General features: G+C 33.0%; 17 protein-coding genes. 6 read left to right on the top strand and 11 right to left on the bottom strand.

The window, feature by feature from the left end:
• Nucleotides 1-17 precede the first annotated feature (17 nt).
• The 3 genes from dltB to BG261_RS11175 are packed head-to-tail and all read right to left on the bottom strand — an operon-like array spanning nt 18 to nt 2,865.
• On the bottom strand, nt 18-1,232 hold the full coding sequence (gene dltB, locus BG261_RS08430) for a D-alanyl-lipoteichoic acid biosynthesis protein DltB (protein ID WP_070792890.1): 1,215 nt from the start codon (nt 1,230-1,232) through the stop codon (nt 18-20).
• Nucleotides 1,232-2,701 (bottom strand): D-alanine--poly(phosphoribitol) ligase subunit DltA, encoded by a 1,470-nt coding sequence (gene dltA, locus BG261_RS08425; RefSeq protein WP_070792889.1) that lies wholly within the window; start codon nt 2,699-2,701, stop codon nt 1,232-1,234. The genes dltB and dltA overlap by 1 nt, the downstream gene beginning before the upstream one ends.
• A gap of 14 nt (nt 2,702-2,715) precedes the next feature.
• On the bottom strand, nt 2,716-2,865 hold the full coding sequence (locus BG261_RS11175; protein WP_075201861.1) for a teichoic acid D-Ala incorporation-associated protein DltX: 150 nt from the start codon (nt 2,863-2,865) through the stop codon (nt 2,716-2,718).
• Between the two features lie 143 nt (nt 2,866-3,008).
• On the opposite strand from BG261_RS11175, the gene BG261_RS08420 reads away from it, so the two are divergent.
• The 6 genes from BG261_RS08420 to BG261_RS08395 all read left to right on the top strand — a co-directional run bounded on the left by BG261_RS08420 (nt 3,009) and on the right by BG261_RS08395 (nt 8,988).
• Entirely contained in the window at nt 3,009-4,631 is a 1,623-nt protein-coding gene (locus BG261_RS08420; RefSeq protein ID WP_070786909.1) for an ABC-F family ATP-binding cassette domain-containing protein, read from the top strand.
• A gap of 85 nt (nt 4,632-4,716) precedes the next feature.
• Nucleotides 4,717-5,517, top strand: a complete 801-nt coding sequence (locus BG261_RS08415) for a Cof-type HAD-IIB family hydrolase (protein ID WP_233278921.1) — start codon at nt 4,717-4,719, stop codon at nt 5,515-5,517.
• Between the two features lie 84 nt (nt 5,518-5,601).
• Complete coding sequence (plsX, locus tag BG261_RS08410; protein ID WP_070792888.1) at nt 5,602-6,615, top strand: phosphate acyltransferase PlsX; 1,014 nt, start codon at nt 5,602-5,604, stop codon at nt 6,613-6,615.
• Nucleotides 6,608-6,850, top strand: a complete 243-nt coding sequence (gene acpP / locus BG261_RS08405; RefSeq protein ID WP_070792887.1) for an acyl carrier protein — start codon at nt 6,608-6,610, stop codon at nt 6,848-6,850. Before plsX ends, acpP begins: the two co-directional genes overlap by 8 nt.
• A 169-nt stretch (nt 6,851-7,019) precedes the next feature.
• On the top strand, nt 7,020-7,430 hold the full coding sequence (locus tag BG261_RS08400; protein ID WP_070792886.1) for a hypothetical protein: 411 nt from the start codon (nt 7,020-7,022) through the stop codon (nt 7,428-7,430).
• 19 nt (nt 7,431-7,449) lie between these two features.
• Nucleotides 7,450-8,988: a flotillin family protein gene (locus BG261_RS08395; protein WP_083318312.1), complete on the top strand. Its 1,539-nt coding sequence runs from the start codon at nt 7,450-7,452 to the stop codon at nt 8,986-8,988.
• Nucleotides 8,989-9,215: 227 nt separating this feature from the next.
• Here the strand turns inward: BG261_RS08395 and phnE (BG261_RS08390) are convergent, their stop codons facing one another.
• From phnE (BG261_RS08390) to BG261_RS08355, 8 genes are all read right to left on the bottom strand, one after another.
• On the bottom strand, nt 9,216-10,043 hold the full coding sequence (gene phnE / locus BG261_RS08390; protein ID WP_083318311.1) for a phosphonate ABC transporter, permease protein PhnE: 828 nt from the start codon (nt 10,041-10,043) through the stop codon (nt 9,216-9,218).
• 19 nt (nt 10,044-10,062) lie between these two features.
• The gene (gene phnE, locus BG261_RS08385) at nt 10,063-10,884 is read right to left on the bottom strand and encodes a phosphonate ABC transporter, permease protein PhnE (RefSeq protein ID WP_070792885.1); all 822 of its coding nucleotides are present in this window, start codon (nt 10,882-10,884) and stop codon (nt 10,063-10,065) included.
• Nucleotides 10,871-11,632 carry a phosphonate ABC transporter ATP-binding protein gene (gene phnC / locus BG261_RS08380; protein ID WP_070792884.1) on the bottom strand — a complete coding sequence of 254 codons (762 nt, stop codon included), beginning with the start codon at nt 11,630-11,632 and terminating at the stop codon, nt 10,871-10,873. Before phnC ends, phnE (BG261_RS08385) begins: the two co-directional genes overlap by 14 nt.
• 71 nt (nt 11,633-11,703) lie before the next feature.
• Nucleotides 11,704-12,762: a phosphate/phosphite/phosphonate ABC transporter substrate-binding protein gene (locus BG261_RS08375; protein ID WP_070792883.1), complete on the bottom strand. Its 1,059-nt coding sequence runs from the start codon at nt 12,760-12,762 to the stop codon at nt 11,704-11,706.
• 400 nt (nt 12,763-13,162) lie between these two features.
• Nucleotides 13,163-13,351 (bottom strand): hypothetical protein, encoded by a 189-nt coding sequence (locus BG261_RS08370; RefSeq protein WP_070792882.1) that lies wholly within the window; start codon nt 13,349-13,351, stop codon nt 13,163-13,165.
• Nucleotides 13,352-13,380: 29 nt separating this feature from the next.
• A complete protein-coding gene (locus tag BG261_RS08365) occupies nt 13,381-14,199 on the bottom strand; it encodes a metallophosphoesterase family protein (protein WP_070792881.1) in 819 nt (272 codons plus the stop codon).
• Nucleotides 14,200-14,214: 15 nt separating this feature from the next.
• On the bottom strand, nt 14,215-15,096 hold the full coding sequence (locus BG261_RS08360) for a metallophosphoesterase family protein (protein WP_070792880.1): 882 nt from the start codon (nt 15,094-15,096) through the stop codon (nt 14,215-14,217).
• A complete protein-coding gene (locus BG261_RS08355; protein WP_070792879.1) occupies nt 15,097-16,029 on the bottom strand; it encodes an aminoglycoside phosphotransferase family protein in 933 nt (310 codons plus the stop codon).
• Between the last annotated feature and the right edge of the window lie 40 nt (nt 16,030-16,069).

Here is a 16,069-nt window from a genome sequence, read left to right as displayed (position 1 = left end):
TTCCTCTCGAAATTTAATTATTTAAAAAATATTTTATCTAGAATTCCTGAGAATATTAGGAATCCTACAAATACAACCTGTAAAGTTAAAAAGGTTGCAAATATTTCTGTGAACTTATTATGTGGTATCTCTTTCTTATGTTTTCTTTTATATCTAAGCCATGCATCATTGATGACAAGTCCAATTCCATGGAAAAGTCCATATGCAATATAAAAGCGTGTAACTCCATGCCAGAATCCCATTAAAAGCATGTTGAAAATATATGCTACGTTTGCAGTTGTAACACGACTCTTAAATACCTTTTTCTTCATGAGAAGAAAAGATAATCTCATAAAGACGAAATCACGGAACCAAAAACTCAAGCTCATATGCCATCTATTCCAAAAATCTTTAAGGTTTTTAGAGATAAATGGTCGGTTGAAGTTAATAGGCGATCTAATCCCAAACAAATAAGATATAGCGACAGCAAACATTGAATATCCTGCAAAGTCAAAGTACAAGTCTAATCCATATACGTACATATAACCTATTAATGACCAAGAAATTCCGCCATTAGCAATGGCTGCTTTCTCCAAATAGATTTGGAAATACTCTTTTAGGACATAGGCAATTAGGAATTTGTACAGGAATCCTAGCATAACATACCATACTGCTTTTTGGAGCATATCAAGATACTCATCCTTGTCAGGCATATTGTTATAGTCTTTTTCGAAGCGCTCATATCTATCAATCGGTCCGCTAGTAAAAGTAGGCATAAACAATACAAACTTAAAAAACATGGCCGGCTTGAAATCACTTATCACACCATCACGCGCAGTCATTACCATCCCAGTAGCGCGGAAAGTTAAGTAACTGATCCCCATGAATCCTAAGAAAGAATTATGACCAAAAAATGCAGGTGTAAGCTTAACCATAAGCAAAGGTAACAAAGATAGGAATGTCATGACATAGAAAACAATACTATTATTAGCATTCTTTCTATATGTCATGTACCCACCAACTATTATAAACTCCCACGCTATATATGCAAGTAAAGCCATACCCTGTTGCCATTTTACCCCAGTAAACATTACAAAGATAAAACCAAATTGAACTAAAGCTTCATATACATGTAATCTTTTCTGATGATACATAGCTACAACTATAGGTATTAGTGCAATAGCTAGATAAACAAAATACTGTGGATTCCCATAAGCGTCCAAGTTCGGTATCTTATGTAAAAAATCCATCATTATTTATTCACCTCAGCAATCACAGCTTTAATATCAATTTTCCCATTAGGAGAAATTGGTAGACTATCTACATATTTAAAACGACTAGGAACCATATATGGCATCATAATTTCATTTAACTCAGCTTTAATTGCATTTGTTAATTGAATATTTTTCTCAAACTCATGTTCTTTTGGCACTACATAAGCAACCATAGCCTGAACTTTATGATCTGCTCCATATTTTGGTACAGCAACTGCTGATTTTACATATTTTGAAAGGTTCAAGAAGTGATTCACTTCTTCAAGCTCAATACGATAGCCGTGAAGTTTAATTTGGAAATCTTTTCTTCCTCCATAATGAAGAAGACCATTTTCATCAAATTTTCCTAAGTCACCAGTACGGTATGCTGGTTCCCCATCAACTTCATAGAATGCTTCCGCTGTTTTCTCAGGATTATTCATATATCCTTTAGAAACACTCGGTCCAGCAATTACAATCTCACCATCAACTATATGTATTGTTGTATTAGGTTTTACATATCCAATAGGCAAACGATCGCTTGATTCAATTAAATCATTTGTAATCTCAACACGAGTAACAGCAACTGTTGCTTCAGTTGGTCCATAAGTATTAAAAATTTGTGCCTGAGGGAATCTTTCCTTAAGTTTCTTTGCAGTTCCAACTGTTAATTCCTCACCACAGAAAAGGAAATGCTTTAATTCAGGATAATTTTCTTGATTAAATTCTGGGCTAAGCATTGCCACTTCTGAAAATGATGGTGTTGAGACCCAAACTTCTAAATTCATTTTCGGTAAGACATCAAACAATTGAGCAAAGTCATCCGCAACTTCTTTTGGAAGGGCCTTTAAGCAGCCTCCAAGAGCTAATGTTGGTGCCCATTCCATTACGGATAAATCAAATGAGTATGGAGGTTGGGCTAATGTGATTGGTTCTTTTTTCAAATCAAAATCTTCAAGCATCCAATTGGTAAAGCTCAAAAGATTATCATGACTTATTTGAACACCTTTAGGTTTACCCGTTGTTCCGCTAGTGAAGATAATGTAATATGTCTCGTCACCTTTTACTTGAAGTGACTCATCTAATTCTACAGTGCCTGTAAAGATATTATCATCAAGTTTAATAACAGGAACATCAATTTCAATTGGAAGCTCATTGACAGCTATAAGTGCTGCTGGTTTTGCTACTTCCACAATTCCCTCTATACGATCATTTGATGAATTAACATCCACAGGAATGTAGGCATGACCACTTTTGACAGAAGCAAGAAATGCTACTATCATCTCGAATTCATGTCCTCCATAAACCATAATTGCTGCCTTATCAGGAAGATTTTGTTCAATTAAATATGCAGCCAATTGATCAGACTTTTCTTTTAATTCTGCATATGTATGTAACTCTCCTAGGTAGTCATATGCTAGTGCATCTTTATTATGTCCATCAATTGTCTTAATAATGTTTGTTAACATAGTGTTATTTCCTTCTAAAATTCATTGTACATAAAGCCACCTTGGCCTATACCTGAATAGTGATATAGATACAGCAAACCAAGTAAAATTACAAAGTATAACGCTGTACGGGCTAAAAAATTAACCCCACGATTCTCAGTGAAAATTGTTTCTAATTTTTTCATACTATCATTATATCATACTGAATTAAAGTGGCACTTACAAAAATGTAAGAATTCATAAAAGGTAGCTAAAAGTTCCCAAACGTTTACTTTTTATTAAAAAACTTGTAAAATGGTGGTATATATACATATTTATAGGAGAAAAAATGCTTACAGTTAACGATATTAGCTTACAATTTTCAGACCGTAAACTTTTTGATGAAGTAAACATCAAATTTACACCCGGAAATTGTTACGGACTTATTGGTGCCAACGGTGCAGGTAAATCAACATTTTTAAAAATTTTAGCTGGTGATATTGAACCTTCAACAGGTCATGTTTCACTTGGTACAGATGAACGTCTTTCAGTTCTTCGTCAAAATCACTTTGACTATGAAGAACAAACTCCACTTGAAGTTGTAATGTCAGGTAATGAAGTTCTTGCTAAGATTGCAGAAGAAAAAGATGCTATCTACATGAATCCTGATTCAACTGATGATGATTTCATGCATGCTGCTGAACTTGAAGCACAGTTTGGTGAAATGGGTGGTTATGAGGCTGAAGGTGAAGCTGCTTCACTTTTACAAAACCTTGGTATTCCAGCTAGCCAACATTCTGATTTAATGGCCAACCTAACAGCTGGGGAACACGTTAAGGTACTACTTGCTAAAGCTCTATTTGGTAAACCAGATGTTTTACTACTAGATGAACCAACAAATGGATTAGATATTCAAGCTATCAACTGGTTAGAAGAGTTTTTGATAAACTTTGAAAATACTGTTATTGTCGTATCCCATGACCGTCACTTTTTAAATAAAGTTTGTACACATATGGCCGACCTTGACTTTGGAAAAATTAAACTTTTCGTTGGTAACTATGACTTCTGGAAAGAATCAAGTGAACTTGCACTTCGCCTTCAAGGTGATCAAAACCGTAAGGCTGAAGAAAAAATTAAAGAACTTCAAGATTTCGTTGCAAGATTCTCTGCCAACGCCTCTAAATCAAAACAAGCAACATCTCGTAAGAAAATGCTTGATAAAATTGAACTTGAAGAAATTGTTCCAAGTAGCCGTAAATATCCATTTATCGGATTCAAACCTGAACGCGAAATTGGTAATGATCTTCTTTCAGTTAAAGACTTACGAGTTGAAATTGATGGTGAAGTAATTCTTGATAATATCAACTTTATCCTTAAACCAGGCGATAAAGTTGCCTTTATCGGTCAAAATGATATCCAAACTACTACTCTAATGCGTGCTCTTATGAATGATATTGAGTACACTGGTGAAGTTAAATGGGGTGTTACTACAAGCCAATCTTATCTTCCAAAAGATAATACGCGTGATTTTGCTGGAGGAGAAACTATACTTGACTGGTTACGTCAATTCGCAAGCAAGGAAGAAGACGACAACACATTCTTACGAGGTTTCCTCGGACGTATGCTATTCTCTGGGGAAGAAGTTAATAAATCAGTTAACGTTCTTTCAGGGGGAGAAAAAGTACGTGTAATGTTAAGTAAACTTATGTTACTTAAGTCAAATGTCCTTGTTCTTGATGATCCAACAAACCACTTAGACCTTGAGTCAATTTCAGCACTAAATGATGGATTAAAAGCATTCAAAGGAAGTATCCTTTTTGCCAGTCATGACCATGAGTTTATAGAAACACTAGCTAATCATATTGTTGTTCTTTCTAAGAATGGTGTTATTGATAGAATAGATGAAACATATGACGAGTTCCTTGAAAATGATGAAGTTCAAGCAAAAGTAAAAGAACTTTGGAATAACTAATACTTAAACAAATAAATAAAAAGATCCTCATCAACTCCAAATTGATGAGTTTCTTATTTTAACAAACATGGATAGGAGTGAATAATTGATAAAATTAATCGCAACAGATATGGATGGAACATTTCTAAATGCCGCAAGTACCTACGATAAAGAACATTTTTCAAAAGTGCTCGATCAACTAAATAAAAAAGGGATTGTTTTTGCTGCTGCAAGTGGAAGACAGCTACTTTCCCTACAAAATGTATTTTCTGATTTCAAAGATCAAATGGCTTTTGTAGCAGAGAATGGGGCAATTGTAACTTACAATGATGAAATTCTTTTTGAAGAAGTTATGTCAATGGATGATGTAAAAAAAATTCTTGACTTAGTTTCTCAAAATGAAAGATTTATAGGACAAAAAATCCTCTTGTCAGGTGAAAAAGGCTTTTACATTTTCGAAAACTCAGACCCTGATTACTTAGAGAAATCAAAAATCTACTATTCAAATCTCAATATTATTAAAAGTCTTGATGAGGTTGATGACAAAATATTGAAGCTGAGTGCAAATTTACCGGCTGACTATATTTTAGAGTTTGAATCTTGGCTTAACTCTAGGATTGGTGATTATCGCGCTGTTACTACTGGCTTTGAAGGACTCGATATTATCCCTAGCCATATAAATAAAGCTACAGGACTTGAAAAGTTAGCTGAAAAATTAAATATAGGACCTGATGAAATCGCAGCTTTTGGCGATAATCATAATGATTTAGAGATGCTTGAGTATGCAGGGCATTCCTATGCAGTTGACAATGCTCGTGAAAAAGTTAAAAGCGTTAGTGAAAATATAATCGGGCATCATGACACTGGTGCTGTAATCGATGAAATTGAAAAAATAATACATTTGTGATACAATTTTATTCGATGTATATATAAGAAATAATATGTAGGATTATTCTTGCATTAAAATATAAACTATATAAGAGGAATATATATGAAAATTGCAGTTGATGCAATGGGTGGTGATTTCGCTCCTAAAGCTATTGTAGATGGGGTGAAGCTTGCCAGTAAAGATTTTCCAAATCTTGAATTCATTCTCTTTGGAGATGAAGCAAAAATCAAAGAATGCCTTGACGGTGAAAATAAAAATATTTCTATCATTCATACTACCCAAAAAATAGAGGGTACTGATGAACCTGTTAAAGCAATTCGTAAGAAAAAAGATTCGAGCATGGTTCGTGCTGCCCAAGCTGTGAAAGACGGCGATGCAGATGCTTTACTATCTGCTGGGAACACAGGTGCTTTATTAGCAAGTGGTCTATTTGTCATTGGACGAATTAAACAAGTTGAAAGACCAGCGTTACTTTCAACCTTACCTACAATTGATGGGACTGGTTTCGATATGCTTGACCTTGGTGCCAATGCTGAAAATACAGCAAAACATCTCCTCAACTATGGAACTCTTGGTACCTTCTATGCTAAAAACATTCGTGGTATTGAAAATCCACGAGTAGGTCTACTTAATAACGGGACAGAACCTGGAAAAGGGACTACTCTAACCAAGGAAGCTTTCAAACTTCTAGAAGCTGATGAAACGATTAATTTCATCGGTAACATAGAAGCACGTGATCTTCTTGATGGGGTTGCTGATGTTGTTGTTACTGATGGATTCACAGGAAATGCTGTGCTTAAAACAATTGAGGGCACTGCATCAAATATGATGAAGTTATTAAAAGAAGCAATTACTGAAAGTGGTCTTAGAGGTAAAGCTGGTGCTCTTCTCTTAAAAAATGGACTGCTTGGTTTGAAGGATAAAATGGATTATGAAAAGGCTGGTGGTGCTGTGCTATTTGGTGTCAAAGCTCCAGTTATCAAATCACATGGTTCTTCAAAAGAACAGGCTATTTATTCAACAATTAAACAAATCAACAGAATGCTTGAAAGCAATGTTGTTGGACAACTTGTAGATTATTATCAAAAAGAAAGTGAAACACAAACAAATGACTAAAGAAGAAATTTTTAACCAAATCAAAGATACATTGGCTGAAAGCTTAGAAATTGAACCAGATCAGATTACACTTGAAACTGATATTGTAGATGATCTTCATGCTGATTCTATCTCAATCATGGAATTTACTCTAGCCCTTGAAGATGAATTTGATATTGAAATTTCAGATGAGGATGCTGATCGTATAATTACAATTGGCAATGTTGTTGACTATATCGCAGAAAAAAAAGCTTAATTTTATATGATATAAAGTACAAACTTAAAAACAGCTATTATTAGTAGCTGTTTTTTTATATATAATAATTTATTAAAAATGTTTTCTATAATTTGTAATTATTTTTTAAGATATTCAATTTTATATGATATAATTACACCAAGAAAATATTTAGAAAGAGATCCCATATATGGATAGTATTAAAAAAATAATAGAATCCTATAATAGTCTAGATAATTCATTCATAAAGATATTGGTTGCCATAATAGTATTCTTTATTTTTATATTTTGTTTATACATATTATTTTCCATTGTCTTGCTTCCATTCATGAAGCTTTTCAATAAATTTACAGATAATAATATTTCAAATGTCCCTGATAAGAGAGACTATCTTTTAGGTACATTAAGTGAAAAAGTTGGATTTGAACATGTTGGGGAAGTTTTAATTAATTCTTCAAATGGTACTTCTATTCGTCCAGCTAAGCTATATAAGAAGGAAGACATTGAAAACCAGATAGAACTTCCTAAAAATTCACCAGTAATAATCATTGACTTTGATGATAACGGCAATGCACTAGTTATTAAAAATAAAAATATTTAAAATTAAAAAGGAGAATTTCATGTCAACAATTCTAATAATAATTATCGTAATTTTTGTGCTCATTGTTTTACTAGGCATATTTCTTGCAATTACTTATAAGAATGGAAAACCTGATGAAGCATTGATTGTAACAGGTACAAATTTAGGTAAAAACAATGAAGGAATTAAAATAATTAAAAATGGAGGAACTTTCGTCCTTCCTATCTTTCAGCAATCGCACACTCTTAGCCTGTTAACTCATAAGTTAGAAATTGGAACTCCTGAAGTATACACTGAACAAGGTGTTCCTATCAAAGCAAGTGCTACAGTTCTTGTAAAAGTAGGTAACAGCGAAGATGCTATTAAAACTGCAGCTGAGCAATATCTTGGTAAGTCAACTGAGGAGCTAGAAGATGAAGCACGAGAAGTTCTAGAAGGACATTTACGTGCTATTCTTGGTACTATGACAGTAGAAGACATCTACAAAAACAGAGATGACTTCGCTGAAAAAGTTCAAACAGTAGCTTCAACCGACCTTAGAAAAATGGGATTAGAAATTGTTTCATTTACAATAAAAGATGTAAGTGATAGCAATGGTTATCTAGACGCTCTTGGTCGTCCTCAAATCGCTGAAATTAAAAAAGATGCCGAGGTTGCTGAATCAAATGCTAAGCGTGAAACTCGTATCAAACAAGCTGAAAACGAACAACTTGCTCAACATGAAGAAATTAGACGTCAAATTGAAATTGCTGAAGCACGTAAAAACCAAGCATTAAAAGATTCTGAATACAATAAAGAAGAAGAAATAGCTCGAGCAAATGCTATTAAAGAGCAAGAAGTTGCTAAGGCTCAAGCTGACCAGATTGCTAAAGCAGAACAAATGGAAGTTCATATTATTGAACAAAGAAAAAATATTGAAATTCAAGAAAAACAAGCGGAACTAAGAGAAAAAGAACTTAATGCAACACTTCGTAAAGAAGCTGATGCCAAACGCTATGTAGCTATCCAGGAAGCCGAGGCTGCTAAGTCTCGTGAAATTGCACAAGCTGAAGCTGATGCTAAAAAGGTTGAACTTGCTGCTATTGCTGAAGCTACTAGAATTGAAAAATTAGGGGATGCTGAGGCTGAGAAAGTTGCTAAAATCGGTAAAGCCGAAGCTGACAGTAAAGAACAGATGGCTGTTGCTCTTCAAAAACTTAATGAATCAGGTATCTTGATGGAATTCATCAAAGTTTTACCTGCTATTGCAAGAGAAGTTAATGCACCAATTAGTAACATTGATAAAATAGTAAGCTTTGGCGGTGGAGATGGTGTTCATGATTTAGGTGAAGCTGGAATGGCAAGGACATTTGCCACAATTAAAGAAACTACTGGAATTGATTTTGCCCAATTAATAACTAGTTCAATGGCCCAACACAATGCTAATACTGATATTGTCAAAGCTATTAACAACCAAGCAGCGGCAGAAAAGGAAAATAAAATTAACCAAAATCAAAAAATTTCTACTGATAAAAAGATTGAAGTAACCGAACCTACTGAAGTGAAAAAAATTCATAATGGAGAGGAAGCTGGACATTAATATCCTTCCTTTTTACAGAAGTTTCGATAAATATAAATAAATCCAACTCATTGAGTAAAATTCAATGAGTTTTTATTTTGGAAAAAAATTTTGCATTATAATATTAATCAAATAAATATTGATTTCGAAGAACATATTAAAATAAATATGATATAAAAATCAATAATAATTAACACTGGTATAAAAAAAGCAATCACAGTTTTTTAAACTATGATTGCTTTTTATAACTATTTACCATGAAGTAGATAACGACGAATTCTTGATGAAATTGCTTCTACTACAAAAATTAAGAGGAATAGTCCTATTAAAATTGCACCAACCTGATTCCATCTATATGAATTCATTGCAAATATCAATGGTGCTCCAATACCACCTGCTCCTACTAAACCTAAGATGGTTGCATCACGAAGGTTCATATCGAAACGATAAAGTAGCAATGATAAAAAATCTGCCTTTAATTGTGGAATAACCCCAAAACGAATCTTTTGGAAAAGACTAGCACCTGATGCTTCCATCGATTCGATTATTCCTTGATCCAAATCTTCAATTGTTTCAGTAAACATTTTAGCAATCATACCAATTGAAACAACAGCCAAGGTAAGTACACCAGCCGATGCACCTGGTCCTGTAACACGAATAAACATTAAACCATATACAAAAGGTGGTACTGTACGAATCGCCATATTAATAAATCGCATAACAACAGCAATCGGACGAGGAACAATATTGGTTGCAGATAAGAATGCTAAAGGCAGAGCCAAAATTGATCCAAAAAGTGTTCCTAAAACTGCAATTGCTATAGTTTCTAGCAGCAAGAAAGGCACACCCTGTCTAGTAAAATTGAAAAGAAAATCCATACTAGGATGAAAAATACCTCTGAAAATATTTTTAGCAATAACAATACCTTCTTTAGATAATGGTTTCACTTCAATTACAGACATTGACCAGATAAGTGCTGCAACTACTGCAACAGCAATCATGATGTAGTACTTTTTATTACTTTTTTCTTGCTCCAACATTTGGACAATTGAATTATTTTTATTTTTTACTTCCATTTTTTCTCCTTCAATTGACCTAAGATAATTTGTTACGAACAAATTGACTAAATTGCTCTATTAATGTAACAGCTACAAAAAGAACAATCAAAATCATTCCAACATTTGTGTAATCACGGAATCCAATATTCTCATTAAGAATGATACCGATTCCTCCTGCTCCAACATAACCAAGAATCGCAGCATAACGTACATTACCTTCAAAGTTAAAGAGAGTAGTTGAAATATACATAGGCATTAATTGTGGAAATATAGTAGCTACAATCGCTTTTGATCTGCTAGCACCTAAAGCTTCTACTGCTTCAAATGGTCCCATATCTACTGTTTCAATCTGTTCAAATAATTGCTTACCAATGTAAGAAAATGAGAATATAAATATCGCGACTGTACCAGCAAAAGTTCCTAATCCCCATATGTACGTTGCAATAAGGGCCGTTACTAATGTAGGTAAAGTACGTAAGACTGTAAATACAAAACGAACAATTCCATTAATAAATTTATTATTTACAATATTATTTGCTGCTAAAAAGGCAAATGGAACGGCTGTAATACTACCTAAAAATGATCCTAACAAACTCATCTTTATTGTATCAAATAATGGTTTCTTTATTGCTCCTAAATAATCCCAATTGGGTGGAAACATGGAAAATAACATAGTCCAAAAATTTCCGAAATTTTTTATTACCTTTTTAAAATCAAACTGAACAATGTAAAGAGAGAATATAATCAAAGCCAAGAAGAACAATAGATAAAGTAGAGTATATGATCTTTTTTCCTCAACGACTGATCCATCCTCAAGTACCCATTCTTTAGGTTGAATGAACCCTCTATGCTTTGCCATTTTTACCGCCATCCTCTTTTTGATAAATATCATCAAGAATATCCTGTGTTACTTGATCACTTGGACCATCAAAAACAATTTTCCCTTTGCGGATTGCGATAATTCTATCAGCATATTTTAGAGCTAAATCAACGTGGTGAATATTAATCAGAACTGTTTTATTTAATTCCTTATTAATTTTCTTAAAATTATCCATGACTTCATTAGCAGTTACTGGGTCAAGTGCTGCTACTGGTTCATCAGCAAGTAAGACTTGTGGATCTTGTGCTAAAGTACGAGCAAGAGAAACACGTTGTTGTTGTCCTCCTGATAACTCATCAGTACGTATATACGCTTTATCTAAGATTCCTACACGATTTAAAGATTCCAAAGCCATCTTCTTATCTTCTTTAGAAAATTGTGCAAATAAAACTTGTAAAAAATTCATTTCAGCAACACGTGAGTTCAAAACATTTTTAATAACTGAAATACGTGGAACCAAATTATATGATTGAAAAATCATTCCTACTGATCTACGAAATTGACGTAATTCTTTACGTTTTAATTTTGTAATATCTGTTCCATTTACAGTTAAATTTCCACTTGTAATATCTGTAAGGCGATTTATTGTACGAATTAATGTTGATTTACCAGCACCACTCGTTCCAATAATTGCAACAAATTCTCCTTGCTCAATTTCTAAATTAATATCATCTAACCCGACAGTTCCATTAGGGTAGACTTTGGAAACATGTTCCATTTTAATCATATATATGTACTCCTTTAATAGGCAAAATATAGACTGAGCTGTATGCCCAGTCTATATCAACTCAAATTTTCTTATTTTTTAGTTTGTGATTTCATAAGCTCTTGTGCTTTAACTTCAGTATCATAATCAGAATCTGTAGCTTTTTCATAACCTGAATGTGAGTAAACAGCAATTACTTTTTTACCTTCATCAGTTTTAGCCATGTTGATTAGAGCATTTTGTAATGCTTCTTTTACCTTGTCATCCATCTTATCAGATTTTTTAGAAACCAAGATTGCATCGTTGTAGATAGGAACAGTAACACCAATTACGTTTGTTTCAGTCCAAATATCTTTTTTACCATATTCTTTAGTCCAAGCATCAGCAAAGTCAGAACGAGCATCAGCGTAAACTGGTAAAACATCAATTTGTCCAGAAGCTAGACGAGCAAATCCAGAACCATAAGAATCATTTTGAACTGTTGATTTTAGTTCAGTAATATTATGTTTTACATTATCATTTAGCCATAGAGATGGGTAAATATATCCAGCAGATGAAGTTGGTGCTGCAAGACCCCAGTTAGCGCCGTTTAAATCATCCCAAGTTAAATCTTCACCAGCATTAACTTTTTTAGCTAATTCTTGACCTTTAGCAGAAGGACCAGCAATTAAAAGTGAGCGATATGATTTAGCTACTTTATCAGTTAATTTTTCTGTTGGTTTACCGTCATTCCAATCCTTAGCTTTATCACTATCTTTATTTAATCCAGCACGAGTTGCAGTTAAGATAACTTCTGTTTCATCTTTATATACTGCATAAGTTCCACCAGGAACTCCGTAACCTACATCAGCAGAACCAGAACTTAAAGCTTCACCTACTGCTTGGAAGTCAGTACCAACAGAGATTTTAACGTTCTTAACTTCAACACCTTCTTTTTTCAATTCTTCTTGAAGCAGACCACTTAAAGGTTTAGTTGCTGCAACAATATCATCAGGATTCTTAGAAGGTACAAACATTACGTTTAATTCATCAAGTGCTTTAGAACCTGAATCAGATTCTTTAGTTTTTGATTCCTTAGAACCACAACCAATCAAAAGTGCAGCAGCAGCAAAAGCTACCATACTAGTTGCAAATAATTTTTTTGCTTTCATTTTTTGAATTTCTCCTCTATTTTTCAAAAATTAACTTCAATCACTTTTAGTAAACTATTAAAATATAATAAATTTACTATCTCCATCCTACTATATACTAGTAATTCTACTTTACTAAATTATTTTATATATGGTACTCCTTCTTACTTTTTAACCTATTAACGAAAACAATCAAATATTATTCAAAATGGTCTGAAAATTTAAAATAATACATCAATATTCTTTTTAATCTCCATAAAATCCGAACAAAGTTATCTTAGATTCATCATAAAGTTCGTTAATTATATTTTACTATGTTATTAAGCTTAATACAATAAAAAAAATAAAAAAATTTCTCTAAAAAAGAGAAATCTAAAAAGAAAAAGCAAATTGATCAAAATTTTAACCTACTTTTATACACTTATCCCTCAAGCCCACCTTGAAAATCAATATCAATATCTTGAACATAGTCCTTATAATAAGAAATCAAATTATTCTTAAATTCTTGATATTCATCCTCTGTAAAATCAATATCGTCAGAAACCTGTGCCTTAAAATATGGCATCTTCAATTCCTTGCGAATCCTTGCTTGTAATTCTTCCTTATTCATTTCTTTTCATCTCCTAAATTAATATTTTTTTATTCAAATGAACTATAACCATGCTTGTCATTAAGCTCTTTTAATACATCACGATCATGGGTATAAGTAATCCCAGTATCCATTTGCTTTGCATATAATTCAATATAAGGTAACTTCCGTGTTTTAGCAAGTTCAAATTCAGCATGACGATCATATTGTACACGTCTAAAGTCTACATCAGCAAGACCTGTTTCATCAATTTCAAGAATTAAATACCTAGATCTTAAATCAGAAAACAATTTTGCTCGATCCGAAAATGGTTGCCCGACAGCACCTGGATTTAAAACTATCTGACCTCCCGTAGTAGGACGCATAAATTGTCTATGTGTATGACCAACAATTGCTATATCAATTGAATCATCTGCAGTAAATAACTCTTCAAAGTTTTCAGTGTTATTCATTGGTCTCAAATCATGACCATAATTTTTATCTGGCAGATTATGACTAAGAGAAATAGTCAATGGACCAACATGTTTAATGACTTGCATGGGCCATGACCTAATAAAATCAATGCCTTCAGTATTCATATTTTGTTTTACATAATCAATTAATGTCGAAAAATATACATACTGAGGATCGTCATATCTATCAGGTTCATCACTCTCAAATAAATAAGAATCCCAATTTCCTAAAACATATGTTGTCGTATTTATCTCCTTCAACAAACTGAGTAAATCATCTGTACCAGAGCCAGGCATTATCAAATCACCCATATACCACGATTCTGTACAGCCTTCTTTCTTTACATCATTGACAACTTCCTGTAAAGCAGTTACATTACCATGAACATCAGAAAGAATTGCTATCTTATGTTTCATATATTAATCCACACCTCAATCATCTAAATTCAAATCATCCAAAAAATCTACAACTTGCTCCCTATATCCATATTTTTCATTGACATCAATTAGCATATCAACATCGTGGATATGAGGTTCACCAGTCTCCATCTGTAATTTGTACAACTCATTATAAGGCAGATTTCTCTCCTTTGCCAGTTCAAGTTCAATATCATGGTCATAAGGAACCCTCTTGAAATTTACACCACAAATTTTACCGTTTTCAATCTCTAAAATTGTATAATTAGCATCCAAATTCTCTTGAAACTTCTCACGACGGGAAAAAGGCATTCCAACAGACCCAGGATTTATTATCAATTGTTCCTTGGTAGAATATCTCATAAGTTGACGATGGGTATGACCAATCACTGCAATATCAATATCCTCATCAATTTGTCCTTCCTCATTTGTAAATAGCTTATCAAAATTTTCAGTTGGATTTGTAATCCAAAGATCCCCTCCATAAGCATCCTGTGGTAAATTATGTGTTAAAGAAATCTTCAAACCCTCAATTTCTTTAACCTCTCTTAATTTGGTATCTTCCAGAAGCTTTAAGTTTTCAGGACTGATATTTTCTAAAACATATTTATTTAAAATAGTCACATATACAATTTCAGGATTATCAGGAGAAATTTTCTTTCCTTGAGATATTCCTTTTAGAGAATCAAGAACTACATCGTCCCAGTTTCCGCGAACAAAAGCAGTCATATTTATTGATTTAAGAAGATCAATTAAATCATTGACACCAGGGCCTGGCCTCATCAAATCTCCTATGTACCATGTTTCAGTGCACTTTTCTTTCTTTACATCATTGACAACTTCTTGTAAAGCAGTGACATTTCCATGCACATCAGAAAGTATTGCTATTTTTTGCATCTACTCTTTCCTTTCATACCATGATGGAATTAATAATTTGCCGTGTTCATAGTGTTCTAATGTTCGTATTGAACGCTTAGACATCTTCTCAGCTTCTTCACTAGAATAATTATTGGCCCATAATATTGCACACAAAGCAGCATGTAAATTATAGAATTTAAACATTTTCCAAAATTCGTCTGGTATTTCTTTTTCTATTTCAAAATAAGCGTCTATCAACCCTCTAATAAAAAATTTACTCCCAAATAAGATCTCTAACCTGTAAAAATCCTCATATCTATCGCCCAATTCGGAGGCATTAAAATCAATCACTCCAACATCTCCATTTGGTGTATATATAAGATTACCGAGATGATAATCTCCATGTAAAAACGTAGTTGGTCTATAAATTACATCAGGTAAGGTTTTAGATACAAATTCTATTATTTCCTCATCGTTTTCAAGGCGTAATTCAGACTTAGTATAGTTTTCCAGTTGCATCTTTTTTCTATCAAAATATCTCTGTAATTTTGCCTTACCATCAAATTGCTCTCCATAATCTAAATCATGGATTTTTCGTAAACTTCTACCTGCTTGACTACCACAATGATACTGTTCTTCATTTGATAAATTTGTCAGCATGTTCTCTAATGGCTCACCTTCAACATATGATAATATCATATAAAGATATGGTTCATCGTTAACTTTTTCAAAATCAATAGCTTTACACGCTTTGATATCAAGTTTATTACATTCTTTGATAAATTCGTATTGAATTTTCGTATCATTATAAATTTCTTCATAGCTAATTGGTATTAACCTAACTAACAACTTTTGCATATCCTCGGTTTCAACATAGAATTTTCTATCTTCTGACCAACCATATTTTATCTCTTCAATTACCTTCCAACTTTCACTTGAAGGAATTTCTGACAAGATTTTATTGATTTCCATCTAAATTCACCACCTTTCGCACTGTCAATTATAGCATATG

This window comes from Floricoccus tropicus (assembly GCF_001832905.1).
Lineage (GTDB): Bacteria > Bacillota > Bacilli > Lactobacillales > Streptococcaceae > Floricoccus > Floricoccus tropicus.
This window is presented reverse-complemented; position numbering and strand designations above follow the sequence as displayed.

Bases quoted from the DNA above. Each gene is read 5' to 3' on its own strand.
- dltA (WP_070792889.1), bottom strand. From the start codon at position 2,701: ATGTTAACAAACATTATTAAGACAATTGATGGACATAATAAAGATGCA.
- phnE (WP_070792885.1), bottom strand. From the start codon at position 10,884: ATGGCAAAGCATAGAGGGTTCATTCAACCTAAAGAATGGGTACTTGAG.
- phnE (WP_083318311.1), bottom strand. From the start codon at position 10,043: ATGGAAGTAAAAAATAAAAATAATTCAATTGTCCAAATGTTGGAGCAA.
- phnC (WP_070792884.1), bottom strand. From the start codon at position 11,632: ATGATTAAAATGGAACATGTTTCCAAAGTCTACCCTAATGGAACTGTC.
- BG261_RS08395 (WP_083318312.1), top strand. From the start codon at position 7,450: ATGTCAACAATTCTAATAATAATTATCGTAATTTTTGTGCTCATTGTT.
- BG261_RS11175 (WP_075201861.1), bottom strand. From the start codon at position 2,865: ATGAAAAAATTAGAAACAATTTTCACTGAGAATCGTGGGGTTAATTTT.
- BG261_RS08420 (WP_070786909.1), top strand. From the start codon at position 3,009: ATGCTTACAGTTAACGATATTAGCTTACAATTTTCAGACCGTAAACTT.
- BG261_RS08365 (WP_070792881.1), bottom strand. From the start codon at position 14,199: ATGAAACATAAGATAGCAATTCTTTCTGATGTTCATGGTAATGTAACT.
- BG261_RS08360 (WP_070792880.1), bottom strand. From the start codon at position 15,096: ATGCAAAAAATAGCAATACTTTCTGATGTGCATGGAAATGTCACTGCT.
- BG261_RS08375 (WP_070792883.1), bottom strand. From the start codon at position 12,762: ATGAAAGCAAAAAAATTATTTGCAACTAGTATGGTAGCTTTTGCTGCT.
- BG261_RS08400 (WP_070792886.1), top strand. From the start codon at position 7,020: ATGGATAGTATTAAAAAAATAATAGAATCCTATAATAGTCTAGATAAT.
- acpP (WP_070792887.1), top strand. From the start codon at position 6,608: ATGACTAAAGAAGAAATTTTTAACCAAATCAAAGATACATTGGCTGAA.
- BG261_RS08370 (WP_070792882.1), bottom strand. From the start codon at position 13,351: ATGAATAAGGAAGAATTACAAGCAAGGATTCGCAAGGAATTGAAGATG.
- plsX (WP_070792888.1), top strand. From the start codon at position 5,602: ATGAAAATTGCAGTTGATGCAATGGGTGGTGATTTCGCTCCTAAAGCT.
- dltB (WP_070792890.1), bottom strand. From the start codon at position 1,232: ATGATGGATTTTTTACATAAGATACCGAACTTGGACGCTTATGGGAAT.
- BG261_RS08355 (WP_070792879.1), bottom strand. From the start codon at position 16,029: ATGGAAATCAATAAAATCTTGTCAGAAATTCCTTCAAGTGAAAGTTGG.